19 protein-coding genes are annotated in these 26,165 nt (G+C 58.8%); 6 read left to right on the forward strand and 13 right to left on the reverse strand.

Going from position 1 to position 26,165, the window contains the following annotated elements:
* Nucleotides 1-14 precede the first annotated feature (14 nt).
* Nucleotides 15-905: a DegV family protein gene (locus ABG996_RS07375; RefSeq protein WP_152068287.1), complete on the reverse strand. Its 891-nt coding sequence runs from the start codon at nt 903-905 to the stop codon at nt 15-17.
* Nucleotides 906-1,225: 320 nt separating this feature from the next.
* On the opposite strand from ABG996_RS07375, the gene ABG996_RS07380 reads away from it, so the two are divergent.
* The 3 genes from ABG996_RS07380 to ABG996_RS07390 all read left to right on the forward strand — a co-directional run bounded on the left by ABG996_RS07380 (nt 1,226) and on the right by ABG996_RS07390 (nt 4,243).
* A complete protein-coding gene (locus tag ABG996_RS07380) occupies nt 1,226-3,142 on the forward strand; it encodes a fructose-1,6-bisphosphatase (RefSeq protein ID WP_347478874.1) in 1,917 nt (638 codons plus the stop codon).
* 78 nt (nt 3,143-3,220) lie between these two features.
* The gene (locus ABG996_RS07385; protein ID WP_022095122.1) at nt 3,221-3,616 is read left to right on the forward strand and encodes a GtrA family protein; all 396 of its coding nucleotides are present in this window, start codon (nt 3,221-3,223) and stop codon (nt 3,614-3,616) included.
* A gap of 219 nt (nt 3,617-3,835) precedes the next feature.
* On the forward strand, nt 3,836-4,243 hold the full coding sequence (locus ABG996_RS07390) for a GtrA family protein (RefSeq protein WP_022095123.1): 408 nt from the start codon (nt 3,836-3,838) through the stop codon (nt 4,241-4,243).
* A gap of 159 nt (nt 4,244-4,402) precedes the next feature.
* Here ABG996_RS07390 and ABG996_RS07395 read toward each other — a convergent pair whose 3' ends face one another.
* The 7 genes from ABG996_RS07395 to ABG996_RS07425 all read right to left on the reverse strand — a co-directional run bounded on the left by ABG996_RS07395 (nt 4,403) and on the right by ABG996_RS07425 (nt 15,113).
* Nucleotides 4,403-5,305: a DUF4430 domain-containing protein gene (locus tag ABG996_RS07395; protein ID WP_347478875.1), complete on the reverse strand. Its 903-nt coding sequence runs from the start codon at nt 5,303-5,305 to the stop codon at nt 4,403-4,405.
* Nucleotides 5,306-5,314: 9 nt separating this feature from the next.
* Nucleotides 5,315-9,109, reverse strand: coding sequence for a DUF4430 domain-containing protein (locus tag ABG996_RS07400; protein ID WP_347483835.1), 3,795 nt, complete (start codon nt 9,107-9,109; stop codon nt 5,315-5,317).
* Nucleotides 9,110-9,459: 350 nt separating this feature from the next.
* The gene (locus ABG996_RS07405) at nt 9,460-11,223 is read right to left on the reverse strand and encodes an ABC1 kinase family protein (RefSeq protein WP_347478878.1); all 1,764 of its coding nucleotides are present in this window, start codon (nt 11,221-11,223) and stop codon (nt 9,460-9,462) included.
* An 8-nt stretch (nt 11,224-11,231) separates the two neighbouring features.
* Nucleotides 11,232-11,648 carry a hypothetical protein gene (locus ABG996_RS07410; RefSeq protein WP_347478879.1) on the reverse strand — a complete coding sequence of 139 codons (417 nt, stop codon included), beginning with the start codon at nt 11,646-11,648 and terminating at the stop codon, nt 11,232-11,234.
* Between the two features lie 99 nt (nt 11,649-11,747).
* Nucleotides 11,748-13,271 carry a C69 family dipeptidase gene (locus ABG996_RS07415; RefSeq protein WP_347478881.1) on the reverse strand — a complete coding sequence of 508 codons (1,524 nt, stop codon included), beginning with the start codon at nt 13,269-13,271 and terminating at the stop codon, nt 11,748-11,750.
* Nucleotides 13,272-13,623: 352 nt separating this feature from the next.
* Nucleotides 13,624-14,478 (reverse strand): bifunctional 5,10-methylenetetrahydrofolate dehydrogenase/5,10-methenyltetrahydrofolate cyclohydrolase, encoded by an 855-nt coding sequence (locus ABG996_RS07420; protein ID WP_347478883.1) that lies wholly within the window; start codon nt 14,476-14,478, stop codon nt 13,624-13,626.
* 2 nt (nt 14,479-14,480) lie between these two features.
* Nucleotides 14,481-15,113 (reverse strand): cyclodeaminase/cyclohydrolase family protein, encoded by a 633-nt coding sequence (locus tag ABG996_RS07425; RefSeq protein ID WP_346978923.1) that lies wholly within the window; start codon nt 15,111-15,113, stop codon nt 14,481-14,483.
* Between the two features lie 460 nt (nt 15,114-15,573).
* Between ABG996_RS07425 and ABG996_RS07430 the strand changes: the two genes are divergently transcribed.
* Nucleotides 15,574-16,167 (forward strand): hypothetical protein, encoded by a 594-nt coding sequence (locus ABG996_RS07430; RefSeq protein ID WP_346978925.1) that lies wholly within the window; start codon nt 15,574-15,576, stop codon nt 16,165-16,167.
* Between the two features lie 305 nt (nt 16,168-16,472).
* Nucleotides 16,473-18,956 carry a phosphatidylinositol-specific phospholipase C gene (locus ABG996_RS07435; protein ID WP_347478885.1) on the forward strand — a complete coding sequence of 828 codons (2,484 nt, stop codon included), beginning with the start codon at nt 16,473-16,475 and terminating at the stop codon, nt 18,954-18,956.
* A 94-nt stretch (nt 18,957-19,050) separates the two neighbouring features.
* On the opposite strand, the gene ABG996_RS07440 is transcribed toward ABG996_RS07435, so the two are convergent.
* From ABG996_RS07440 to ABG996_RS07450, 3 genes are all read right to left on the reverse strand, one after another.
* The gene (locus ABG996_RS07440) at nt 19,051-19,320 is read right to left on the reverse strand and encodes a hypothetical protein (RefSeq protein WP_346978928.1); all 270 of its coding nucleotides are present in this window, start codon (nt 19,318-19,320) and stop codon (nt 19,051-19,053) included.
* Between the two features lie 625 nt (nt 19,321-19,945).
* Entirely contained in the window at nt 19,946-20,413 is a 468-nt protein-coding gene (locus ABG996_RS07445) for an SHOCT domain-containing protein (RefSeq protein WP_347478887.1), read from the reverse strand.
* A gap of 115 nt (nt 20,414-20,528) precedes the next feature.
* A complete protein-coding gene (locus ABG996_RS07450; RefSeq protein ID WP_347478889.1) occupies nt 20,529-21,866 on the reverse strand; it encodes a TFIIB-type zinc ribbon-containing protein in 1,338 nt (445 codons plus the stop codon).
* Nucleotides 21,867-22,084: 218 nt separating this feature from the next.
* Here ABG996_RS07450 and ABG996_RS07455 point away from each other — a divergent pair, with 218 nt between their 5' ends.
* Nucleotides 22,085-23,266: a cation diffusion facilitator family transporter gene (locus ABG996_RS07455; protein ID WP_260699241.1), complete on the forward strand. Its 1,182-nt coding sequence runs from the start codon at nt 22,085-22,087 to the stop codon at nt 23,264-23,266.
* 12 nt (nt 23,267-23,278) lie between these two features.
* Here ABG996_RS07455 and ABG996_RS07460 read toward each other — a convergent pair whose 3' ends face one another.
* Both ABG996_RS07460 and ABG996_RS07465 read right to left on the reverse strand, forming a co-directional pair.
* A complete protein-coding gene (locus tag ABG996_RS07460; protein ID WP_347478890.1) occupies nt 23,279-24,265 on the reverse strand; it encodes a hypothetical protein in 987 nt (328 codons plus the stop codon).
* A gap of 179 nt (nt 24,266-24,444) precedes the next feature.
* Nucleotides 24,445-26,112 (reverse strand): formate--tetrahydrofolate ligase, encoded by a 1,668-nt coding sequence (locus tag ABG996_RS07465; protein WP_347483834.1) that lies wholly within the window; start codon nt 26,110-26,112, stop codon nt 24,445-24,447.
* Nucleotides 26,113-26,165 lie beyond the last annotated feature (53 nt).

A 26,165-nucleotide genomic window follows, 5' to 3' on the forward strand; every position in this document is an offset into this window, starting at 1 on the left:
CGTGATGGGGCAAATTAATCCACGCGCTTGTCGCCCATAAAGAAGAGCGCCACCGTACCAGGTCCGGTATGCGAGCCAATCAGAGTACCGATGTCATTGATCTCAATCTTGCCTTTAAGCTGCGGAACCTGTTCCTCAATCAGCGCCGCGACCGCCTCGGCATCCTCGCGGCACGCCGACTGCGACATGATGCACTTACCCGAATAATCTGCACCGTCCTGTACGTGTGCCATCATGGTCTTAGCCATCTCGGAAATCGCTCGCTTCTTAGTGCGAATCTTCTCACGTGGCGACAGCTTACCTTCGCAATCGACCGTCATAAGCGGGCAAATCTTGAGCGCCGTGCCGATGATCGCGCTCGCGGCCGAAATGCGACCGCCGCGCAGGTAGCTCGACAGATCGGTCGAGAAGAACCAGTGGTGCAGGTTGAGTTTATGCTCCTCGATCCAAGCGGCCGTCTCGTCGAGTGAAGCCCCGCTATCGCGCACGTCGGCGGCATATTCCAGCAACAGACCAAAGCCCGAAGACGCCCCCAGCGAATCGATGACGCGTACCTTGCCGCCCTGGGGATAGCGATCCGCAAGCATCTGCGCCGCGACGCAGGCCGATCCATACGTGCCCGAAATACCCGACGACAACGTCAGGTGCAGCACGTCTTTACCCTCGGCAACAAACGGCTCCCAAAACTCCTCGTACTCGCCCACGCCCACCTGAGACGTCTTGGGCATGGCGCCCGCGGCAATCTGGGCAAAAAACTCGTCCGGCGTAATCGACTGATACAGATCGTCCGTATAGACAACATCGTCGATCTCGTAATGAAAATACGCGACGGGAATATTGCGCGATTCAAAGAACTCACGGGTTCGGTCGGCGGCGGATTCACAGGTCAGGACAAAATCACTCATATGAGGCTCCTTACTCATTGCTGCGCAAATTATCGCACAGTGAGCCTACATGCGGTACATATGTCCACTATTTACCAAATCGAACCAAAAATAGTGAACATCTTTACCACCATCGTCTCCACCGGCCCCACGCAAAAATATCTGAGAAAACACCCTCTGTCGTCTCCACTCAACCGCCATATCTACCTCAACTAAATCGATTTACCAAACCGTTCATCCGACAATTCAGCCGCTGGCGCAAAATCGAAACAAAAGCGGCGCATACTGGTAAACGTTTGACGCTGTTTATCAGTTTTACCAGCCCCATCGGAAGGTGTTTCATGGTCGCATTCGATCGCAACCCGCAAGACTTCAAGTATCTGCGCCTGCTTTCGAGACAGTTCACCACCGAACAATCCGCGTTTACCGAGATCATCAATCTCTCGGCCATCCTCAACCTGCCCAAAGGCACCGAGCATTTTATGAGCGACGTGCATGGCGAGTACGAAGCCTTTATGCACATCCTCAACAACTGCTCGGGCGTCGTGCGCGAGCATGTCGACGAGATTTTTGGCGACACGCTCACCTTTGACGAAAAGGGCGAGCTGTGCACGCTCATCTACTACCCGCACGAGAAGATCGAGCTGGTCCGCAGCCAGCGCGAGGACTCGCCCACCTGGTACAAGACGATGCTTGACCAGCTCATCATGGTCGCTCGTTCGCTTTCAAGCCGCTACACGCGCTCCAAGGTGCGTAAGGCCATACCGCGCGATTACGCCTATATCATCGACGAGTTGTTGCACACGCACCCGGACGAGAACAACTATCGCGTGCGCTATCACGAGCGCATCGTGGAGTCCATCCTGGAGACCGCCAGCGCCGACGACTTTATCGAGTCACTCGCCTCGCTCATCAAGCGCTTGGCCGTCGACCACCTGCACCTGGTGGGCGATATCTTCGACCGCGGCGGCGGCGCTGCCAAGATTATGGACCGCCTGCTCACCTACCATTCGCTCGACATCCAGTGGGGCAACCACGACCTGCTATGGATGGGCGCTGCGGCCGGTGAGCCCGCCTGCATCGCCACGGTGCTGCGCAACAACCTGCGTTACGACAATTACGAGATCCTCGAGAACGACTACGGCATCTCGCTGCGTGAGCTTGTCGCCTTTGCCGATGCCACCTACACCGCCGGTGAGTCCATCACCCCGCTGATCAAGGCCATCAATGTGCTGCTCTTTAAGCTCGAGGGCCAGATTATCCAGCGCCACCCCGAGTTCGATATGACCGACCGTCTGTTACTCGACAAGATCGAGCACGACACCGGCACGGTCACGCTCGCCGACGGCAGCGTATGGCCGCTCACGACCAACGACTTCCCCACCGTCGATCCGGCGGACCCCTATACGCTCACGTCTCAGGAGCAGCACATCATCGACAAGCTCGTGTCCGAGTTTGTCACCGCCGATCACCTGCATCGCCATATCGATTTCCTCTATTCCCACGGCTCGATGTACAAGGTCGCCAACGGCAACCTGCTCTTCCACGGCTGCGTTCCGCTCAACGAAGACGGCACCTTTAGCAGCATGAACTGCCTGGGCACCTGGCACGCCGGCCGCGATTATCTCGATTTTTGCGACCACATCGCCCGCCGCGCGTGGCGCGTGGGCGACCGCGATGCCCTCGACTGGATGTGGTACCTGTGGATTGGCTTCAATTCACCCGCCAGCGGACGCCTGGTGCGTACCTTTGAGCGCGCCTATATCGCCGATAAGAGCACCTGGGTCGAGCCGATGGACCCGTACTTTACGCTTACCAAGTCGCCCTCGGTCTGCGACGACATCATGCGCGAGTTTGGCGTCGCGCCCATGGCATGTTCGCCGACCGGCCACATCATCAACGGCCACACGCCCGTTAAAACCACCAAGGGCGAGCAGCCCATCCGCGCCAACGGCAAGCTGCTGGTCATCGATGGCGGCTTCTGCCGCGCTTACCATCCCAAGACGGGTATCGCCGGCTATACGCTCATCTCGAGCTCGCGCGGCTGCCGCCTCAAGTCGCACCGGGCCTTTACGACGGTTGCCGAGGCACTCACGCGCAACGTGGACATCGAGAGCGAGACCAACCGTTTTGACCAAGCGGACCGTCGCCGCATGGTGAGCGACACCGATACTGGCGCCAAAATTCGCAGCCAGATCCAGGACCTGCGCCAGCTGCTCGATGCATATAGAAACGGTGCTATCGAAGAGCGCGTCTAGCCCCACCCGCGGGGATTGGCTAAACTTGCTGAGTTTGTCATCCCCATGGCGTCCCCGCGCCACCCTAAGGCAGGTACCATGCAAAAGCTCCTTGCGCAGATCATGAAATTTGGCGTCGTCGGTGTCATTGCCACGGTTATCGACTTTGGCATTATGAATCTGCTCCACTACGGTCTGGGCCTCAACATCCTAATCGCCAACACCAGCGGCTTTATCATCTCACTCATCTTTAACTACCTCGCAAGCATGAAGTACGTGTTTGCGCACAAGGAAGGCATGAGCCGCCGCCGCGAGTTCATCATCTTTGTCGTGCTGTCCGTGATCGGTTTGGTGCTCAACGACGGCATCGTGCTGGCGCTCAACGCCGGCCTGGGACTCGAGGCCAATATCGCCAAGATCTGCGCCACCGCGCTTGTCATGGTCTACAACTTTGTGACCCGAAAAATCTTCCTGGAGGGCGACGAGACAAAATAGCTCGAAACCCCTGCAGCATTACGGCGCCCACGGACGACGCGCACTCAGCGCAGTATCGTCCGTGGGTGTCGCTCGTTTACGGGCAAATTTTCAACGTTTGCGGATTAGCTCTTGAAAATTTGGCGAGTTCATATAGTTCTTGGCAAAGACCTTACGTTTCCCTTGTAAAAGCTCTAAAGTATCCTCTGCTCGATTCATCAACGCATTGGATGTGATTACGTGCGCAAGGCGCTGGCACAACCTCATACCAAGCAGTTCCTCAAGTTTGCTGTCGTGGGTCTTATCTCCTTTGGCATCGACTGGGGCATGCTCATTGCGCTCGTCGAGCTGTTCCACCTCGACTTTTTGATGAGCACCACGGTTTCGTTTATCACGTCCGTCGTGGTCAACTACTGGCTCAGCATGAAGTACGTGTTCGACCACCGCGAAGGCATGAGCCGCAAGCGCGAGTTCACGATCTTCACCATCCTGTCGGTGATCGGCCTGGGCCTCAACGACCTGTACATGTTTGTGGGCGTCACGTTTTTGAGCATCGGCTACCAGGCCATGAAGGCCATCGCCACGTTCCTCGTCACCTGGTACAACTACTTCAGCCGCCGCTTCTTCCTCGAGGGCGCACGGTCGTAGTCGATTCACTATTTGCTTGAATGTATAACCGGTTGGAATTCCCGTTCCAACCGGTTTTTTGTTTGCCGAGAGACCCGGCGACCCAGTCCCATTCGCATGAAAAACGGGCGGTCCGGATGTTGGTCCGAACCGCCCGTCTGGCGCGCTATGTCGAGGCCTCTAGCCCGTTACGTAATACCAAACGACGTTGTCACCATTGGAGAGAACGTAGTTACTGCAGGCCGTCATGGGCGTTGTGCCGTTGACGGAGTACATCCAGCCGCTCGTGCCGCCGTACTGTTTCTCGGCCAAACCACCAATCGCAGAAACATACGTGCCGTACGATGAGCCGTGTGCGTTGACAGAAAGGCCCAGCGCGCACAGGGCATCGTAAACGGTGGCGCCTTCGTTAAAGGTAAAGGTGCCGCCAGAGGACACGGGATTGCCCACAGCGCTCGATGTGACCGAAACCGTCACCGTAACGTAGTTGGACTCCTGTGAGCCGCTTTGGCTGCCCGAGGAGGCGTTTCCACCATTAGGGGATGAGGCTCCATCAGACGACTGGCCACCGCCCGAAGAAGCACCGCCAGACGCATTGGAAGTATCACCGGCTCCCGTATTTTGGGCAGCGGATTTATCGCCAGACCTCTTGCTGTCCTGGCCATCGGACTTCTTGCTATCCGAGCTTTTGTCCGATTCCTTGTGCGAAGACTCGGAATCATCCTTGGCGTCGTTCGAGCCCTTGGACTCATCTTTTGCAGCATCCGAAGATTTGGAATCCTTGGAACTGGCCTCGCCCGAAGCGGTAGACGAGCCAGACCCCTTGGTGTCCTTGGCGACGACGCTCTCCCCCGTCACGGTCTGAACGATCCAGTCAATGGACCAGGCGCCGCTCTCGGAAGGATGGACGAAGCCCAGCGAGACGACGATCAGAATGGTGCACGCGGCAGCAAGAACGCCAAGGAGCGCCTTGCGACGAGATGCGGACGCCGCCGAAGCGGCGCCCTGTTGCTTTGCATCGTCGAACTGAATGAACGAGGAATCTGGTTGCTTGGGGTCAGCGTCCTTGGATTTATTGGACACAACCCTCACCTACCGACGTTTGGTGAACACGAACACGCCGACGATGGCGAGACCGATGACGCCGGCGGCAACGCCAACAATGGCGAGCGGGTTGGTGCCAGTCTCCTGCTCGGAAGCACTAGAGGACTTCTTAGCAGTGGTCGTGGAAGCAGCACCCGTATCGGACTTCTTGTCGGACTTGTTGTCCTTCTTGTCAGACTTCTTCTCATCCTTCTTGTCGGACTTGTTTTCCTTGGTCTCGGCCTTGGTCGACACCGTCGTCTTGGTCGTCGGCTTATGACCCGGGGCGACAGCGCCGCCCTTCGAGCCGGAGCCGGAACCCGTGCCAGTGCCAGCGCCAGTGCCGGAACCAGTACCGGTACCAGAACCGCCGCCGCCATTCGAACCTGCGCCGCCATTACCGCCAGGGTTAACGGCATTCTTGGTCCACTTGGCATACAGCGTCAGATCGGCCGTCACCGGCGTGGCGAAGTCATACGCCCGCGTGCAGGCTTCATCGGTATACCAACCGCCGAAAGTGTAGCCATCGCGCGTCGGATCGGCCGGCTTGACCAGCTTGCCATCGGCCGTGGCAACAAACTTAGTGTCGCAAGCAGACCCGCCGTTGGAATTAAAGGCAACCGTCCAAGACTCAACGGCCCCAAGCTTGAACAGCGTGCCCGAGTCATTGATGTAGTACAGGTTGCCAGATGCATCGGCAATGACCGGAGAGTCACAGTACTGGTAATGGCCAGCCGCATCATAAATCTGCGTCGCCTCTGCATCGCCGAGCGTATAGCGATACACCCCACCACCAGCAGAGTAGCTGACGTAGTCCTTGCTATCCGCGCTATTAACGGTGAAGTACACATAGGTCTTGCCGCCCTGAACACTCACCAGCGGAGTAGCAGCAATACCGTTAAATCCGGCCGGCAGCTCTTTACCGTCAGCAGCGGTGACCATCGTGGTCTTACCAGTCTTCAGATTATAGAGAACCAGAGCAGATCCAGTAGCCGTCTGCCCACCGACAATCAAGTTGTCGCCAGACATCGCCGGGGCGCTCATGTTATTCGTAAGACCCAGGTCGACCGTCTTCTGCTCGCTCAGCACGCCCTTCGCCGAAAGCGAAATCACATGGAGCTTTCCGTCGTGCGTCATCTGATAGAAGGTCGAGCCATTGGACGGATCGGCGACGCAGTCAGCGTTCGCAAGGGTGCCGAGCTTCATGGTCGAAACGACATCGCCCGTTGCCTTATCAATGCACTTAAGCGTACCTGCGCTCGTGGGGACGATGGCGTACTTATCCGTCAGGGCAGCGCCAGTCCAATAATAGCCCTCAGCTGCGTCGATGTTCTGCCAAGAGACTTCGCCTGTGGTGATCTTGATGCGCGTAAAGGAACCGTTGACGTATTTCTTCCCATCAGCCGTACCTACATAGACGTACTCGCCGTCCGAAACGACGGTGCAGGAGCTCTGCGTCAAGTCCGTCAAACCAGGCGTCAGCCACTTGCAGATCAGCTTGTCTGCAGTAATCGCCTGGACCGCACCGCCGTTGAGCGGAACGATGATAAGGCCGTTGGTATAGATCGGACGGGAGGTATAGCTCACCTTGGAGGCAAGCGGCGCAGAGGCAACCTTTTTGCCCGTGGACGAATCGATCTTAATGAGCTCGTTCTCGGTCGCGATGTACACAAAGCCGTTGGCGATGACAGGTTCGCTGCAATTGGCATACTGCTGACCAGACTCGGCCTTCCAATCGAAGGCCCACTTAAGACCGGAAGCCTGCGCAGGCGTCTTGGCATCCGTTACGGTCGAACCGTTGCCACTGTTGCCGTAGCCGGCCCACTCGGCATCCCAATCAGGAGTCGTCGCGCTCGGATCCACGACAATCTTGTCGGGATCGGGCATGGGCGAATTATCGGTGGTATAGGCAAGCGTGACCTTATCGCCGCTCTTGAGCGTAATCTGATTGGCGCAGAGTAAGGAGGGCTCTCCGTTGATATACAGATGCCAATATTTATTGGTCGCAGCATCCCAACCATACGGCTTGTGATCGAACGGCGAAGTAATGGAATTCAGGAACCAGTACTCACCACTCTGGGAGCCGTTGTACGCAACGCCCTTGGCCTTCAGAACTGCCTCAATAAGGTTCTGGGCCGTGGAGCCTTCGGGCAGAGAAACATTGCTTGCCGTGCCCCAACGCGTATTGTTCCCGTTGACATCGGGACCGATAACATCGGCGGATCCAAGCACCTGACCGGGGAGGACATCGGCGTCAGCACCATACATAAAGGTGACGGCGTCACCCTCCTGGAGCTTGTAGGCACCGGCGCCAACGTCGGCGAACTTGCCATTTACGTAGAAGCGCCAATAGCTCTTGGTCGCAGCATCCCAGCCATAGGACTTACCATCAAACGGCGAAGTAATGCCGTTGAGGAACCAGCCCCAAGACGATTCGCCAGCATCGAGAGTAAGGCCGGTCTGCTCAAGGAGATCCTTGGCAGTAGAGCCTGCCTTGAGACTCGTCTGGCCCGTCGAAGCCCAAATCTGCTGCTTGCCGTCCTTGTCCTTACCAAGCACCTGAACGGAAGCATGAACGGAATCAGAGGGCAGCTGGTCGCCCCAGCCACCGTAGAACCACGTGACGGTATCGCCAACATGGATGGTGACATTGTCCGCCGTATAGTCACTCGACTTGCCGTTGATGAACAGCTGCCAATAGGTCGAATAATCTTGGGGCGTACCCAGTTCAACACCGTTGTACTTAAGGCTCAGAATGAAGGAGCCCGCAGCAACGGCGTCGATGCCATTCGCCTCAAGCGCGACCTTCGTAAGGTCAAGTGCGCTCGAGCCGGACGTCACCACATACTGCGCGTTATCGACCCAGGTCTGAGTCTTGCCCTGGGCATCGCGACCAATGACGGTCACATTTGCGGCAACCTGGTCCTTAACGACAGGGAACGAGCTACCAGCCGTATAGGCAAACTCAATCTTCTGCCCCTGGGTGAGCTTGACGCTGCTCGCGCCAACCGAGGAAGACGCGCCGTCGACGAACAGCTGCCAGTAGGCATAGGTCGTCGGATCGTAGGCAAGCGTGCGGCCATCGCTCGGGGATGTGATGCTTTCGAGGTAGAAACCGTATGCCGTGTTCGGATCGTACTTCGCCTTGAAGCCCGTCTTCTCCTGCAGCTTAATGAAGGCATCCGCAGCCGTCGCGCCCTCGTCGAGCTTGAGCTGCGTAGGTGCCACCCAGGTCTGAGCCTTGCCGTCAGCATCGGTGCCGATAATCGAGAACGAGACCTCGACCTGCTTCTTGGCAACATCGCCGGTTTCTGTCGGGTTCTCTGTCTGAACGGCAGCCGCGGCGGCAGATCCCACTTGGCCAGCGGATGCCGTCGAAGACTGCTCGCTCGTGGCAGGGCTCTCCCCCGTCGCCGAGCCTTCGTCGCCAGTTGCTGCCTCTGTTGTGGCTGCACTAGCTGCAGGCGCGCCCTCGGAATCCGAAACCTCGGCGCCGCTCTGCTCAGCGGTACCGCCCGCAAGCGCTGCGTCCTCGCCCGGCGTCGCAGTCTGAGCCACAGCCTCGGCAATGCCCTCGGCGCCCTCGGCCCACAGCTGAGCCGGTGTGGTGCCAAAGGCCATCGCGAAGGCCAGGAATGCCACCAGGCCGCGCTTGGCTACGCCGCGCGCAATTGCGCCACGGCGATGCGAGACGCGCTGGCACTCGTCCTCAAACATATCCATTTGTCTCCTACTGTCTGCACTTGGAGCGTTGCCTTGAGACTGCCCCACGTCATCGCGCATGTTGCGCTCGAGTTCCCCCATCGGGGTCCCCCTTCCCTCCAGAGCCCTATGCACACCGGCGGCAAAAGCCGCAGCCGCATGCAAGACGGGAGGCGATCCGACTTAACCTTAACGACTCGGGCACGTCGTCCGATCTGCGACGCGAGCATCCCGAGCCAAGAGGAATTACGGTTACTGGTACAGCTGGGGACTTGCACCCCGATTCTCCCAAATGCGCAGGATAACCGCGCATTCGTGCGTCTCCGCACCACCATCTAGGCCATCGATTATTACCGTCAAAATGGTATCACGCAAAAGGGCCTCGCACGCAGGCGAAGCCCAAGGTAAAAGCTATTGTTTGCGATAGGAAAATGCGGTGACGGCCGCAGCCTCTAGTGCTTGCCGCCGTGACTGTTGAGCCAGATATTGCGGCCCAACATAAGCGCCAGCACCAGCGCGCTCACGTAGCCCATAAAGCCAATGACCGGGATACCAAACACAACCGGCTCGATGCGCGCGTAGTACACCACCGACGAACCGATAAACAGACCGGCGATCACAATTGCCATCGACATGCGGTCGATAATCCCACCTAGCTGTCGCAGCGCCTTATCGCTGCTCATGATCTGCGTGTTCACCTTAAGCTGGCCGCGCGTAAGCATACGCGAAGCCAAGCCCAGATACTCGGCCGCCTCGAGCGAGCCCTTCGCCGCGCGATAACTGCTCGCTGCAAAGTCGCGGCTCATCTCGCGCATGCGCGCATAGGTGCTTTTCTCGTTTTTAATATGCGTCTGGATGATTTGGATCATGTTGACGTTGGGCATGTACTCGGTCAACAGGCCCTCGAGCGTCACCATGCCGCGGGCGAACATCGTCACCACGCTCGGCAGCTCAACGTCATTCTTACGCGCGAGGTTTAACAGCGAGGTCAAAAACTCGCCGATATCCAGGTCTTTAAGGTCGAGCCCGGCAAAGTCGGCAACAATAAAGTCCAAGTCGGACAAAAAGGCCGAATGGTCAAGCTCGGCCGAATCGCCGCGCGTCACGGCAAAGCGCATGAGCGAATCCTTGAGCTTTGGCACGTCGCCCTCGGCCACGGCAAAGATCATATCCTTGACGATGCCACGGTCGTGGCTCGACATGCGTCCGACCATGCCCAAGTCGATAAAGTAGACAATTCCGTCTTTGAGGATGATGTTTCCCGCATGCGGGTCGGCATGGAAAAAGCCGTCGTCGAGCACCTGCGTCGAATAGTCCTCGACGATTGCGGCACCGATCTTTTCCAAGTCATAGCCCTCGGCCACTAAGCGTTCAGGATCGGCGATCGAAATGCCGTCGACGTAATCCATGACCACCACGTGCTCGGTGCACAGGTCCAGATAGGATTTAGGGCACGTCACGCCATGAACGCTCTTATGGAACTCGTAGAAGTCGTTGAGGTTTTTGGCCTCGGCCAAAAAGTTGGTCTCCTCGCGAAACGAGGTCCACAGCTCCTCGACTACGCCGTGCAGGTCAACGAATTGATCGGTATTGACGAACTTGGAAACGATACGCACCACCGAGCGGATGATATCGATGTCCTGTGCCATAACCTGCTGCGCACCGGGGCGCTGCACCTTGACGGCCACGTCCTCGCCCGTCACCAGACGAGCGCGGTGCACCTGCGCGAGCGATGCGCTACCAAGCGGATTGGGGTCGATCGCATCGAACATCTCCCCCAGGCGCAGGCCGTATTCCTCTTCCAAGCAGCGGAGCACTACCTCGTACGGCACCGGCTCCACGTCGGAGCGCAAGCGGCGCAGCTCATCGCAAAAGCGTTGCGGCAGAATCTCGGACCGGTTGGCCAGAATCTGCCCCATCTTGACGAACATGGGGCCGAGTTCCTCGAGCAGGCGGCGCAAACGAACCGGCGTGAGGTTATCCCACACGCGGTACTTTTTAACCAGGCGAACAATCTGCCCGATACGCTCGCGGCGACCCGCCGGCGTGAGCTGGTATTCCTCGTCCGGCGCCATCGCGTCGGGCTCCTCGGGCACCATATCGACAGCGCGCGGCTTCTTGCGAGCGCCCGAGACGGCGGCGTCGACCTCATCGACAACCGCCGCCTCGTCACCCAGGGGATCTAGTTTGTTGTAATCGGTGGTGGAATCTGCCATCTGCGCTGCTACTCGGCCTCTTCGGTATCCTTCGCATCGTCGGGCTCAACGGACTCGACGGGCACCGAGGTCACGTTGTCCTCGACCGAATCGACGATGTCGCGCACGTGGGCCAGGAAGGCCGTGCGCTCGGACGCGGTCATAACGCGGACGCGAGCAAGGATGAGCTCATCGAGCACGCGCTGGGCCGCGGTCTCGCCCTGCATGCCCAGACGCTCGGTCAGATCGGAGATGGTACCGCCGGCCTGCTCGAACATGTCGGACACACTGCGGGCGATATCGGGAGCGCCGGCGTCCTTGCGAACCTGCTCGCCCTTGGTATTAAGGTCGTCGAGAACCTTCTTGCCGCCTTCGACAGCAACGGCGGCAGCGCCAAAGCCCACGTTAATGGCGCCGTTAACAAGCTGATCGAGTTTCATAACCATGGTTGTCTCCAATCACAAACAACTGCATTGGCGTTCTTGTACCCAAGATTGAGCGAAAGCGACAAAGCGTTTTAGCGCTATTCAATCGACGGGAAATCCCTACCTCACGTTGTCGTTCATCGCGAAAGAGTTCTTCATGGCGCAGCTCGTGGTGTAGAGCACCTTGCCCAACAGGGCATCGGTCTCCACGCGCACGAGCTCGGCAAAGGCCTCGTTGGCGCGGGCGAGCTCGGCAGGCACCTCGGCCTCGGGCAGCGCGGCTACGACAGCGTCAACGTCGTGAATCTGCTTGTGGCCCATGCCGCCGACCTTCTCCTGGTAGTCCTCCACAGCGCGGCCGCACTCATGGAAACGGACGTCAGCCAGGGCGCCGATCAGGCGGTTGGCCCAGTAGAAGTTTTCGGACGTCACGCGAGCCTGCGTGTCGGCATAGTACTCGGGCATGGTCTCGACGTTGGCGTACAGCGGAACCAGCGCGTTAAACGAGTTGGAGCCAAAGGCCATCCACTGCACGGCACGGTAGGCCGGCTGCGCATAGGGGCGCAGCTGCAGCACGGCGAGCTGGCTGTTGCGATTGATGCCGATGGGGCGATAGGCGCCGCGCGTGGCGGGCGTGCCCTTGCTGCCGTAACAGTCGTACTCCGTGCCCTGGTAGTGGCTCGAAAGCACGTACTTGATGTCCTCGATGGTCACCTTACGCTCGGGCACGCGGCTCCAGGGGATATCGTCGCTCTCGGGCGTGTAGTCGGCGTCGGGGCCGTCCCACACGTCGCCGGGGTTGAGGCAGCGCTGCATGTACCAGGCGCGCGGCGTGTTGTAGACATGGTCGCTGTCGCTGTGCGAGCCAAAGGCCTCGCGCGGGTTAAAGACCGTTGCCGGACCGTCGCCCTCGACGCCCAACGTCAGGTCCAGATGCCACTCGGCCATCCAGGAGCGCAGGTCGGCCGAGCACATGTGGTCGGTCTGGGCGCCCTCGGCGTCGTCTAGGTCAAAGCTGTCGATACCCAGCTGGTTGGGCATGGTCACATAGGCGTCATCAGGCACACGCTTGGCGATCCAGTGGTGGCCGCCGATGGTCTCGAGCCACCAGATCTCGTCCACGTCACTAAAGGCGATGCCGTTGTTCTCGTAGGTGCCGTAGCGCTCGAGCAGGTCGCCCAGGATACGAACGCCGTCGCGGGCGGACTTGGCGTACGGCAGGACCAGGGTCACCATATCCTCCTCGCCCAGGCCACCAGGTTGCGCCGGCACATAGCCGTCCTCACCCTCGTTGCCCTTGGCGGGTACGTAGTCGACGAGCGGGTCGGCACCGCGGACGCGCTCGTTGGTGGTGAGCGTCTCGGTTGCGGACATGCCCACATTGAGCTCGTTGAAACCGGCCTCGGCCCAGATGCCGTGGCCCGGGACAACATCGGGGACGCTCGTGTAGCGCATGGGGTTATTGGGCAGTTCAACGGTCAGGTGGCTCAGGACGCTTGTGTAGACGCGCGGCTGCTCGTCGGGATGCACCACGCGTATACGTTTGGGCTCAAACACCCCGTTGGACGAGTCCTCGTTACGCGCGACCAGGGTCGACCCGTCGTAGCTTGCGTTTTTACCGACCAGAATCGTTGTGCACGGCATGCGCATCCTCCTTGAGCGAAGAAATCAAACGGCAACAGTGTATCGCTTCGGCGCAGAAAGGGCGAAACCACGGCGCTGGCAACCCCTGTGGTCAAAAAATGCCAAATATGAGTACTGTCACTAATTTAGTAACAGCAATTTTGCTACGCATGGGTGTCGAAAGTCTACATTTGTTCAAAAATTAGATGATGTACTTCCCCATAGGTCCAATAAAATAGGCTTCTATCGATAATAAATATCGTTAGAGAGCCAAATTAACCTAAAATATATGTGACTATCTTGGCAACAGTACTCATATTTGGCATTTTTTGTCCACGGGGTATAGAACTAACCCCTCAAACAGCCCAAACGCCTATTTCGATGCGCGCTCCGCCGCCTCAATCACGTGTTTGGCGAGAATCGCGGTGGTCACAGCCCCCACGCCGCCCGGCACGGGCGTGATGGCGTTAACGACCGGCTCCGCAGCATCAAAATCGATGTCCCCGACCAGCTTGCCAGCAGCCTCGTCCCAGTTAATGCCAACATCAATGATCGTCTGGCCCTCGCGAACGGCATCCGCGCCAATCGTGCTCGCGCGTCCAACGGCCGCAACAACGATATCGGCAGAACGGCACTCGGCAGCAAGATCGCGTGTATGCGTATGGCACGTCGTCACCGTGGCATTGCGAGCCGTAAGTGCGGCGGCAACGGGACGCCCGATCACCAGCGAGCGCCCGACCACAGCAACCTTAGCTCCATCCAGCTCAACGCCGTAATGATCCAGCAAAGCCAGCACGGCTTCGGCTGTGCAGGGGGCAAAACCCTCGCCGCGCCCCGAAAGCGTGGTGAGCAGCGAAGCCGGCGTCATGGAGTCAACGTCCTTGGCGGGATCGAGCGCTGCGGCGACGGCGTTCTCGTCAAGGCCGGCGGGCAGCGGGCGGAACATCAAACAGCCATGAACAGCCGAATCGGTATTGATGTCCTCGATGGCCGTCAACAGCTCGTCCTGCGAAACATCGGCAGAAAGCAAAACGCGACGAGCCTCAATCCCCACTTTTTCGCAGCGCTTGAGCGCACCGCGCTCGTAGGATAGGTCGTCCTCGCGTTCACCTACACGCACGATAGCCAACGTCGGAACAACGCCCCGCTCGCGCAGGGCTGCGCAGCGAGCAGCAAGTTCCTCAGTCAAAGCGCGAGCAACGGGAGCACCCTTCAGCAGTTCAGCCATGGCTATCCTCTCTTCCTTGCAGCGTCGGAGGCGCGGCGCGCCAGCGCATCGGCGCGCGGCAACCATGTGTCGAGCAACTCATCACACGCCGTCTCGAGCTCCTTAGCACGAGCGCGATCCTTCATAGACGTGGTGTTCGCAAAGAGCGTCAAGCTCGCGCCCTGCATAGCGGCACGGCAGAACACGGCGCCGCACGCCACATCGGACAGCAGTTGACGCGAACCCTTGTCGGCCATGTCCTCGAGCAGCGCCAGCGCACGCCCGCAGGCATCCATAATGCGATACGGCGGCAGAGCGGCCACATGCAGCGCATCCTGAATCGCGGTCGCTCGAGTCGGATCGTCACGCGGAATACCGTACGCCGCGGACACCTGGCCGTACGCACGAACGTCCTCGGCGACCAGACCCACAAGTTCCTGCGCCAACTCATCCGCCTGGGCAAACGCGCGCGTCAGATCGTCTGCGCGATCGGCAAGCGCAGGGTTTGTCGCCCCATAGCGAGCAACCATCCCGCAAAGCGAGGCGCCCAGTGCACCTACAAAGGCGCTCGCGCTACCGCCGCCGGGAACCGGCTCGCGTGCGGCAAGCGCCTCGGCAAACTCTCGACATGTTTTATCCATCATCTCTTGGCTCATACGCACGCACCTTCAAGTCATATACATCGGTCGGGTGGCAACCGCCGACCGACCGCATCAATCACATAATGGTGCTAAGTCTAGCCCATAAGTACATGAGCGTCAGCGCACCTGGCCATCGCGGATTTCTATGACGAACGATAGGCCTCGGCACCGCAAACATGGGACACATGGCCCACCTTTCGAGACTTCCGGACGTCAAAAACTGAGGCATATCTATAAACAAGGAACCTGTTGGGGCAACGCCCACGCACGCGCGCCCCATTAAATCAACGGGCACCTCACCCCGGGGAGGGCCGACAGCATCGGCCCTCCCCTCTTTTGCGACCGCACATATTGCCACTTGTCGGCGCAATTCCAGCCCCCAGAATGGGACACATGGCCCACCCTAGCGAGCCGTCCGCGCGTACAGTAAAGGCAGGTAATCCATGGGCGGTTACAGATCGAGGAGGACACGACCATGAAAAAGAAGGCCTTTGCGATTCTCACCCTCTGCATCAGTCTCTTTGCCGCGGTTGCCCTGGTGGGTTGTGGCGGAAACGGCGACGCTACCGGCAGTGGCGGTGACGGCGGCGCGGAAAAGCCAGCCGTGGATATGAGGACCGACTTCATTTGGTTTAAGGTCGAAGTCCCCGAGGGCGTCGAAATCACGGACGTCGCAGGCGATACCGCCGACAGGGCCCAGTTTAAGTTCACCGAGAGCGAGCATGCCAGCGACCGCTTCATCCCCGTCTTCGATCCTGACAAGAACGCCGATGAACTGTTTGACTACGAGGCAAAGTGGAAGGCCAACTCCGGATGGACCGAGAGCGATCCCGTTAAGTACAACGGCAAGACCTGGCGCAGCGCCTACTTTACGCACTCGGGCGGCGTGACGACCGAGTACTTCACTGACGTTGACGGCGGCAGTGTGTACGTACGTATCGACAATGTCGAGGAGCACAAGGACGCCGTCGAGACCATGATGAAGTCTCTGGAGTTTGCCGACGACATCGCCAAGGCCAAGACCGAGGCCATGGACGTCAAGCTCGAGGATATCGAGATCAAGCGCTAAGCGACTGGCGAGCACAACGGGAAACACGGACGCAGTGCAAACAAGCGACGGTATCCCAGCGCTTCGTACCCAGGGAGGGCCGGTAAGCCGACCCTCCCCATTCTTATGCCGGTAGCCGACGAACGCAGGATGCCGGGCTCCAAAACCATCCCAGACGTGATAACAGCACAAATAGACAAGTGCCCCAACACGTCCGCCCGCCGATTTATAACGCCGCGCAGGCAATTTAAACCGGCGTCTTTAAACATCTGGGCAGTATAGTGACCAAAACAAGTGCATAACCGCACCCTGCGAACGGAGGAGATATGACCGAACACCATGCCATCAGCCGCCGAGCGTTTACGCTGGGCCTAGGGCTTGCGGCGTTGTCACCACTTGCAAGCCTGCCTGAAACCGCAGCGCCGGGCATTCCCCTGCGAACGGCATTTGCAGACAACACACCCGCACCGTCGGACAGCCTCGACAATTTCGTCATTCGCCTTCGCCCCGCGGGCTATTTTCGCACCGCGAGCGTCAACCAAGACGGCAACGTTCGCGGCAACGTCTGCCACCTGTTTAACGACGGCACGTCCAGCAAGCTCATCCTTGAGAACGTAACGACCAAGAATGACGATACAAACTGGTATGCTATCCGCACCTTGCTCAATTTCGAAGAGCATAAAAAGACGGGCTACAGCATTTGGTCGGTCGACGACGACTCGGACAAAGATGGAAAGGTCATCCACGTATGGGGCGGCGAGTATGACAACAAGCCCAGCCGCGCTTTTGCGTTCGAACGTCAATCAAACGGAACCTATATCATTCGAGACCGCACGGTCGAGAAAGAAACCGAGAAAAAAGACATTAAGTACCTGGCAATAGAATCGGACGGCAAAGACCAGGACAACAATAAGATCTGCCATAAGAGTAAGAGCATTCCGTGGGAGCTAGAACTTGTCGGTTACGACATGGGCAAGATCAATACCACAGTTAGAAGTATCGACTGGACCACGTATAGCAGCTACGTCGACGGACCATGCTGGATGAAATACGTCGACGACAACAAGTACCTCGACGAGCTGAGTATCCCGGGCACGCATGATTCGGGCACCTGCAGCGTGGACAACGACACCGAGCCCCAATCCTCACAAGCAAAGTGCCAGCAGGATTACATCCCGACGCAGTTGCTCGAAGGCATTCGCTATTTTGATATCCGACTCGGAAGGAACGACGAGAACGGCGACCCCGGTATCGACCATGGAAGATGCTACCTGCTCAAAAAAGACGGGGGCTTTATGCATCTCTCCGATGTCATCGGTTACTTCAAAACATTTTTGAACGAAAACCCGTCAGAAGCGCTCATCATGCTTGCGTCACGAGGCAACGACGAGGCTACCGACGAAAGCGTTACGACGGCTTTCGCCAAGGTTATGCACGATAATCCCGATCTGTTCTACACGTCGAGCCGAATCCCCACACTGAACGAGGTGCGCGGAAAGATCGTCCTGCTGCGTCGATTTGTACTCGCCGGCAACAGCGTAAGCAGCCACACGTGGGGCCTCGATCTCACCCAATGGGACGACAAAATCAAGGCGCATTCCGGGCAGTCGATGTGCCTCGTCCAAGACGCGCGAGGCTTTGAGACTACGGGCAATGCGGGCGACAAAGAGCCCTATTGCACCAAGGTATACGCCCAGGACCATTTTGAATGCACCGGAACCGACAAGATTAGCTGGGTCGATATGGCGCTGCGAGAGACGACCAATCTCACGCGCAACAAGGTGGACGTCGAGGACAATGATGGCGCCAAGGTGCAAGTCCTGGAACGCTGCTGGTCTATCAACTACACCAGTTGCACGAATTACAAACAAGGAAGCAATCCTTTTACCGCGGCGCGAGTGGTCAACGAGCATCTGTACAAGAGCCAGTACATCAATCCCAGCGGCAGCGATAAAACAAAGTCAGATTGCCTCAAGCACGTTGGCATTATCGCGTCCGACTTTGTCGATTCGGCACTGGCCCGGAGCATCTACCAACGCAATTACGACGCGAAGCACAAGCCAACAGTTTCATGCTGCCTCCCGGACCGCATGCACATGACGTATGGAGACTCGCTGAGCGATGCCTCGCTCCAAGATGGCAAGACCGTTGGCGAGGGCCATTTCCGCCTTGTCGACAGCAGCAACGTACTCAACGTGGCCGCTTCTGGCAGCGCGTTTGCCATCGAATACGTGGATGTCGACGCCCTGGGCAACGAGACCGTTACGGGGCTGCAGGGCTCTGTGCCCATCGATATCGATCGACGCGCGCTGACGCCCCATTTTGAGGGACTCGAAGGCCTTAAGGCCGGCGAAGACGTGCGCGCCAAGATTGCGGCATCACTCGAGGGCAAGCTCGAAACCGATGCCTGCACGGCCCAGCTCGAGTTTGTGCACGACGCGAACGGCGCTCCGGGCACGGCAATGGCCGAGGGCGAAACATTTGCCGCAGGGACGTACTGGGTGCGCGCGAAAGACCTTTTGGGCGACGCGGCACAGAACTACATGCTCGCCAGCGATGGAGCCGTAAGCTTTACCGTAGCGGCCTCGGGCAGTGCAGGCGGCACCGGCAGCGGCACGGGTTCCAACGCAGACGGCGCCGACAAGAACGGCGGCGGCAACAAGAGCAAGGACTCGGGCGGAAAACTCGCCGACACGGGCGACGGCTCTGGTATCGCCGCCGGGCTCGCCGCTGCCGCCGTGGCGACAACGGTCGCTGGCGCGGCAAAGCTTGCCAGTGACCGCGAAGACAGCGAAGGCGCTAGCGAATAGGCAAGCCGGCCTTTTAAACACATCGACTCAATCGGGAGCGTAGGACACCGTTCTGTGCCCCCGATTTTTACCTTGGCCCGAACGCCGCCATAGGCTACATCACTATGTTCAGCACGTTGACGAATTCCTGAGCCTGGGAGCGGCTGCTCAGGCTAAAGACACAGGCAGTCAACAGCCTGTTGCGCAGAAAAACGTCGCGGCCCTTGATCCTGCTGACCCCCGTGATGTCCTTAAGGTAGACAATCTCGGTGTGCTTGCCGCCGAAAGTGCCCTTCTTGAGTACCTCAATGCGATTAGGGTAGATCTTGACGTCTTTAAACCTGCCCGAACCCTTACCCTGGAATAGCAAAGTGTTGTTGTCCATACACATCGCTCCCCATGGTTAGAGTTAAAACTGCCTCTATGGTCACATTTTAGTCACTTCGGGAATCCTGCACGAAGGCGCTAGGCGACATTGAAATTCGAGTCCGCGCGAGGCTTTAAGATAGGCATGATCAGCCGCATCAATGCGACTGGCAATGCTTCTAGGAGTACGCCTCGTATTATTCGCCATTAGAGGAGGTCTTACCTGGTTTACGCATGGGAATTCGAGTTCTTTGATTCGGACGGCATTGAACTTCCCGCGCCAGACTTCGGACATGAGCCGCGACACGGCGGCAAGATTATCGCCGTAGCCGTCAGCCGCGAACTCGCCGACATCCCCGCCGTCACCGCAGCGAATGCCGCGCGTATACTCGGTGTTAGCTCAGCGCGGGTATCGCAACTGATAAATGCAGGGCTGTTGGATTCATGGAAGGATGGCACCAAGTGAATGGTGTCCAAAGCTTCCATCGAGGCACGACTCGCCGACGCACCAAAGGCAGGGCGCCCAAAAGAGGTCCCTATTGCTGTATAAGGCGAGGCTACTGCGCACTTTTATTCCACACGATGTTTTCAGCCTGGTATAAACAAGTTCAATACCAGAATGCAAATCCAACCATCGTGTCTAATTACGAAAGAATTTTCGCCTTTTCTGCAGCAAACTCTTCCTCGGTAAGTACTCCACTTTCACGCAGCGCTGCAAGCCTCTCGAGCCTTGCAGCTACATCACCACTATCCACCAGCGTCTCAATAGTCTGTGAGACCTGCGGATACTGCTCGAGCTCCTTCGATAGGGCATCGACTATCTCGGCAATATTCTTTGCATTTTTGCCCCCGTTTAATACGTTTGCCCTGACCTTAGATGACGAGATGACAGTAACGCCAGATCCGCCTTCAACTGGAACAACCGAAATACTGATATTTTCACCCCAGGACCAAAGGCTCATACCAATCTCGGCTGCAACTGTTCTTGTTGTGGGCGATGCGCTATCAACTTTTACTTTAGGTAGCTTTTCCATAGCTGCCTTCAAGGCATTAAACGTGTCGTCAGGAGAATACGGTACCTGAATCTGAAGCTGCTGATCCGCAAAACCCATAATCCGGCCTCCGCTTCTACAAGATTAAGGCTATCGGCAATGTTAGCACGTTCCCAGCACTTTTAAATTCATCTAATGACCTTGTGATGCAGCCCGACACCCCGGCGCCACTCCCCTACTTCCCAAATAGCGCACCCAGCAGGCCGCGACGTTTGGGCTTCTCCTCTCGGTAGGAACCCTCGACGGCGGCTGCAACCTGGCGCGGTTGCTCGCAGCCTCCACGGCGTACGATCTGGTATAGGAACGGCGATTTAACGTATTTGACCTCGATGGGCGTGGCGTGCACGGTGCTTTCGCTCGACAGCATCACGTTGGGATTGAGCGGTGCCACCACATGCGTCTCGCGCTTGTCACTAAACACCACCGCAGCCGCGCGGCCCGTCTGGCCGTTCACGGCGATGCGCACCTGTTCGCCATCGCGACTATCCGAGGCAGGACGATCGACAAAGTACACCGGCACCATAACCAAGCCGTCCTTGTGCTTGCGGGCCTTGCGCGCCCACGTGCGGATGCTCTTTTTATTGAATCCCAGCACCGCCTCGGCGTCGTTGCCCGCAACGTCGAGCGCCAACTTATCAATAACCACCTGGTCCTTGGTAGACGCATCGACGGAGACAACGCGAAAGTCACCTTCCTGCATGGCCGGGTCAAACGGCCCAACCTTGGCAAAGTCCCACGGCTCCAAAATGCCCATGAGGCGAACGTCCAGGTAGTTTGCCCTGGGATATGCCCAGTCGAGCACCTCGTAGTACACCAAGGTCTCCTTGCTCAGGCCCTTGCCCGGGAAGGACGCCATCATGCGCAGGTCCGCCAGCGCCATGGGGAAATAGAAGAGCATCATGTCGTTTTGGATCGCATCTTCCACGTCGTGCCCGGCAAAGGATTCCGCATACTGGCGCACCAGCTGCAGTGCGTTGGCACGTGCCTGCTGCGGCGAGATTTCGCAGGGAATGCCCTGCTCCGGCACATACTCTGCACCCACGCCCATGGTCAGACGCTTGCTGAAGGTACCGGGCTTGAGCAGGTCGGCAATGCCGATCTTGTTGCCGCAGGACGGGCACTCAAACACGCGCTGCGTTGACTCGCCCTCAAAGGACGCCCCGCAGAAGGGGCAAGGAATGCTCACATGCGTGACCTCTTGGAACTCTTGCGCCGTGCCGCGATCCTCCCACAGCAGATGTTCCAGGACCGACTGATTGCGCCAGTGCGCGTTGAAGAAATACCAGTCCGGGTCCTCCGGGCGCTCGAGTTGCGACACATGCGTGAGTTTGAGCAGTCCATCCACCACCGTCAACGGCGTATGGCGAATACCCAAAGCGCTCTTGGGCTCTCCGGCGTCCGCCTGCCACGGAACGACCGTGCCGCAATAGGCGCACTCAAAGCTGCGCTTAGCTTGGTGCGAGTACATAGGGCCGCCGCAGTTTTGACATTTAATGGCAAACATCTCGTCCATGGAAACGTCCTCCTTTGCACAGGGGCTGTCGACATTAAGTATGTCGAGCAAACAGGCACATGCCCATACCCATGTGGCCCAAAATGGACCACCCAGGCAGACAAGAAGGCTCGCTCGTTAGCACCGGCAGACTATTGCTGCATTTTCTGAGCATCGGTGCACGGCGCCCCCGCGCGAGCTACACTATCCCCTTAAACATGATTGTGAGGACGACCGCTATGCTATTTGTAAATCGGCTGGTACATACGCTTGTTCCCGGCGGCGAGGACGAGCCGGTCGATGCATCTTGCCGCACCAACGCGGGTTTTGCCGCAAGCCTCATCTGCATTGGCCTCAACATCACCCTGTGCCTGGCCAAGGGCATCGCGGGCCTGCTCGCCGGTTCCGTCTCCCTCATCGCCGACGCTTTCAACAACCTCTCCGATGCCTCGAGCAACATCGTGAGCCTGCTCGGGTTCCGCCTTGCCAGCCGCCCGGCAGACGAGGGCCACCCTTACGGCCACGGCCGCTACGAGTACCTGGCTGGTCTGTTTGTCGCCGTCCTGGTTTGTGCCGTCGGCATCAACCTAATCCTCGAGTCGGTCACCAAGATCATCAAGCCCTCGCCCACCGTGTATTCGGCGCTCTCCATGGCTGCCCTTGTTCTGTCCATGCTCGTCAAATTCTGGATGGCAGCGTTCAACCGCACGCTGGGCGATCGCATCGACTCCGAAACGCTCATCGCCACGGCGCAGGACTCCAAAAACGACGTCATCACCTCGGGCTCGGTCTTGGTGGCGGCGCTTATTTCGCAGACGACCGGCTTTGATCTCGATGGCTGGGCAGGCCTGGGTGTGGGCATCTTCATCTGCATCAGCGGCCTGGGCCTGGTGCGCGACGCCATCAGCCCGTTGCTGGGGCAAGCGCCCGACCCCAAGCTCGTCCAGGCAATCCGCGACAAGATCATGTCCTATCCGCAGGTCTTGGGCACACACGACCTCATGGTGCACGACTACGGCCCCGGTCGTCAGTTTGCCAGCGCCCACGTGGAGATGCCCGGCGAGGGCGACGCGTTTGAGCACCACGAGATTCTGGACACCATCGAGCACGACATCAAGCGCCAGATGGGCATTGGTATCACACTGCACTGCGACCCCATCGCGACAACCGGCGATGACTTGCGCGGCTGGGTCAAGCGCGGCGTCATGCAGATCGATCCCGCGCTCTCCATCCACGACCTGCACGAGCACGACGGGTTCGTTTCGTTTGACCTGGTGCGTCCCGACGGCTTTGACATATCCGACGAGGAGCTGCTGGGGCTCGTCACGCGCATCGTGCACGAGCGCCGACCCGATGCCTCATGCGTCGTCACCTTTGATTCGGGCTTTAGCTCGCCCGACCGTCCGGCCGAGCAACTGTAGCCTGCTTAACAGCTAGTTTCCCTGCGCGCCCGAGATGCCGTTTTGCAGCGCGTCCCAGGCATTGGTAGCCATATCGCCCAGATTCTGAGCAGTATCGCCGAGGTTTTGGGCTGTATCGCCCAGCTCTTGTGCCTTGTCTCCCAACTCCTGTGCCTTGTTGCTCAAATCCTCCAGCGTATTGGAGCTCGAGCTGTCGGTACCGCTTTGGCCGCCGGACGAGTTGCCATAGCTGTTCTTGTGCGTGAGCTGAATCTCCAGGTTGCCGTTGTCGTTATAGTAGGCATTCGTAACAACCCAGTTGGAATCGATGACGGGCGTTGAGCCATCGTCGGTCAGGATCACGGCGTTCGAAAGGTCGGCTCCGCGTGACTTGAGGAGCTTCTTGGCGTTGGACCAGTACTGTCCCGGGATATCGCTCAGGTCGACGGCAGCAGACTGGGTGGTCTCGGCCTGCTCGGTCGTGGCATCGGTCGTGGCGCCCCGCTTGTTGAGCATGCCCGACACGATGGCGAACACGACCGACAAGGCAAAGAAAATCGCCAGCACGATGAGGATCTTCTTGATCACGCTCGACGAACGCGACGGCTTCTTCTCCTCGTCCTCGCCATATTGCGGAATCGACTTGGGGTACTCGCGATACGGCTCGCGCGACTCGTAGCGAGGCTGCGCCGTGCGAGGCATATACGTCGTCTGCTGAGGCTGCGGAATGGGATTTTGCGGCAGGTTGTCATAGGGATTCGGCGTCGAGGCAGCATAAGAATCCTGCGGCGCGTAATCAAACGGATCCGGAGCTGCGTTGCCATAGGGGCCTTGCGAAGATGCAGCGTAAGAATCCTGCGCCGTGTCGCCATAGCCCATAACCCGGGTGGGCTCGGCAGAAGGCTGCGTCGCGGCGGGGTCGGTATAACCGGGGTTGGGAACAACGCGGGTCGCATCGGCGCTATCGCCAGCCTGCGCGGAACCGTAGCCGCCCATCACGGTTGTCTTGTCCTGATCCATGCAACGATTCCTTTCCGTCGCGCGTGAGTCTCAAGTTATCCATGCATTCTACCCGCGCAAAAGCCTATGATGGGCAGAGTCCGTCGGTATCTACAAGACATGCGCGGTCCTAAGGATCAAAAAGCCCCGCCGGGCCTTGTGGGCACGGCGGGGCGGGCAAGCGGCTATGAGCAGCAGGCTTAGAACAGGCCGGTGATGTTGCCGTCGTTGTCGACGTCGATGTTCTCGGCCGCGGGAACCTTGGGCAGGCCGGGCATGGTCAGAACGCTGCCGGTCAGCGCGACCACAAAGTGGGCACCGGCGGAAACCTTGAGCTCGCGCACGGTGATGTGGAAGCCCTCGGGAGCGCCCAGCGCCTTGGCGTTGTCGCTAAAGCTGTACTGCGTCTTGGCCACGCACACCGGCAGGTTGCCAAAGCCGTTCTCGCGCAGCTCGGCGAGCTGGCGCTTGGCAGCCGGCGTAAAGTCGACGCCGTCGGCGCGGTAGACCTTGGTGGCAACGGCCTCGAGGGCGTCGGCCACATCGGCGCCGTCCTCGTAGGCAAACTTGAGCTCGCTCGGCTGCTCAATCAGACGCATGACCTCATCGGCCAGGTCGAGCGCGCCCTCGCCGCCCTTGGCCCAGACCTCGGAAAGCTTAACGCTGACGCCGAGCTTCTGGCACTCGGACTCGATGAGCGCAAGCTCGGCCTCGGTGTCCGTCGGGAAGCGGTTGATGGCGACCACGCAGGGCAGACCATAAACGTTCTGGATGTTGTCGACGTGACGCAGCAGGTTGGGCATGCCAGCCTTGAGTGCTTCGAGGTTCTCCTCGTTGAGGTCGGCCTTGGCGACGCCACCGTTGTACTTAAGCGCACGAGCGGTAGCGACGATCACGACGGCGCTGGGGCGAACGCCCGTCATGCGGCACTTGATGTCGAGGAACTTCTCGGCACCCAGATCGGCACCGAAGCCGGCCTCGGTAATGGCAACATCGCCAAAGCGCATCGCCATACGCGTGGCCATGATGGAGTTGCAGCCGTGGGCGATATTGGCGAAGGGACCGCCGTGGACAAACGCGGGCGTGCCCTCGAGCGTTTGCACCAGGTTGGGCTTGAGCGCGTCCTTAAGCAACGCGGCCATGGCACCCTGGGCCTTGAGGTCGCGGGCACGGACGGGCTCGCCGGCAAAGCTATAGCCGACGACAATCTCACCCAAGCGTTCCTTGAGGTCGCTGATGCTCGTAGACAGGCACAGGATTGCCATGACCTCGGAGGCGACGGTGATATCGAAGCCGTCCTCGCGCGGCACGCCCTGGGCCTTACCGCCAATGCCGTCGATGACGTGGCGCAGCTGACGGTCGTTCATATCGACGACGCGCTTCCAAGTGATGCGCTTAACGTCAATACCGAGCTGATTGCCCTGCTGGATGTGGTTATCAAGCATGGCGGCCAGCAGGTTATTGGCGGCACCGATAGCGTGGAAGTCGCCGGTAAAGTGCAGGTTGATATCCTCCATGGGGATGACCTGAGCCCAGCCGCCGCCGGCAGCACCGCCCTTAACGCCAAAGACGGGGCCGAGCGAAGGCTCGCGCAGGGCAACGGCACTCTTGACGCCGCGACGACGCAGGCCGTCGGCCAGACCGATGGTCGTGGTGGTCTTGCCCTCGCCCGCGGGCGTTGGGTTGATAGCGGTCACGAGGACGAGCTTGGCCTGGTGATCAGTCGGCTCGTTGAGCAGTGAATAGTCGACCTTAGCCTTGTCGAAGCCGTACGGAATAAGGTGCTTAACGTCGACGCCGGCGTTCTTGGCCACCTCGGTAATAGGCAGTGGCGTGACAGAACGTGCGATTTCGATGTCAGTAGGCATGGGCGGTCCTTTCGTTACCGAATGAGAAAAAGACCAATTCAGCATAGCACGGG

Source organism: Collinsella aerofaciens (assembly GCF_039836695.1).
Taxonomy (GTDB): Bacteria; Actinomycetota; Coriobacteriia; order Coriobacteriales; family Coriobacteriaceae; genus Collinsella; species Collinsella aerofaciens_BD.

Bases quoted from the DNA above. Each gene is read 5' to 3' on its own strand.
- ABG996_RS07445 (WP_347478887.1), bottom strand. From the start codon at position 20,413: ATGGGTTTTGCGGATCAGCAGCTTCAGATTCAGGTACCGTATTCTCCT.
- ABG996_RS07430 (WP_346978925.1), top strand. From the start codon at position 15,574: ATGAAAAAGAAGGCCTTTGCGATTCTCACCCTCTGCATCAGTCTCTTT.
- ABG996_RS07460 (WP_347478890.1), bottom strand. From the start codon at position 24,265: ATGGATCAGGACAAGACAACCGTGATGGGCGGCTACGGTTCCGCGCAG.
- ABG996_RS07455 (WP_260699241.1), top strand. From the start codon at position 22,085: ATGCTATTTGTAAATCGGCTGGTACATACGCTTGTTCCCGGCGGCGAG.
- ABG996_RS07375 (WP_152068287.1), bottom strand. From the start codon at position 905: ATGAGTGATTTTGTCCTGACCTGTGAATCCGCCGCCGACCGAACCCGT.
- ABG996_RS07465 (WP_347483834.1), bottom strand. From the start codon at position 26,112: ATGCCTACTGACATCGAAATCGCACGTTCTGTCACGCCACTGCCTATT.
- ABG996_RS07405 (WP_347478878.1), bottom strand. From the start codon at position 11,223: ATGGCAGATTCCACCACCGATTACAACAAACTAGATCCCCTGGGTGAC.
- ABG996_RS07425 (WP_346978923.1), bottom strand. From the start codon at position 15,113: ATGAGCCAAGAGATGATGGATAAAACATGTCGAGAGTTTGCCGAGGCG.
- ABG996_RS07440 (WP_346978928.1), bottom strand. From the start codon at position 19,320: ATGGACAACAACACTTTGCTATTCCAGGGTAAGGGTTCGGGCAGGTTT.
- ABG996_RS07410 (WP_347478879.1), bottom strand. From the start codon at position 11,648: ATGGTTATGAAACTCGATCAGCTTGTTAACGGCGCCATTAACGTGGGC.
- ABG996_RS07380 (WP_347478874.1), top strand. From the start codon at position 1,226: ATGGTCGCATTCGATCGCAACCCGCAAGACTTCAAGTATCTGCGCCTG.
- ABG996_RS07400 (WP_347483835.1), bottom strand. From the start codon at position 9,109: ATGGGGGAACTCGAGCGCAACATGCGCGATGACGTGGGGCAGTCTCAA.
- ABG996_RS07420 (WP_347478883.1), bottom strand. From the start codon at position 14,478: ATGGCTGAACTGCTGAAGGGTGCTCCCGTTGCTCGCGCTTTGACTGAG.
- ABG996_RS07385 (WP_022095122.1), top strand. From the start codon at position 3,221: ATGCAAAAGCTCCTTGCGCAGATCATGAAATTTGGCGTCGTCGGTGTC.
- ABG996_RS07435 (WP_347478885.1), top strand. From the start codon at position 16,473: ATGACCGAACACCATGCCATCAGCCGCCGAGCGTTTACGCTGGGCCTA.
- ABG996_RS07450 (WP_347478889.1), bottom strand. From the start codon at position 21,866: ATGGACGAGATGTTTGCCATTAAATGTCAAAACTGCGGCGGCCCTATG.
- ABG996_RS07415 (WP_347478881.1), bottom strand. From the start codon at position 13,271: ATGCCGTGCACAACGATTCTGGTCGGTAAAAACGCAAGCTACGACGGG.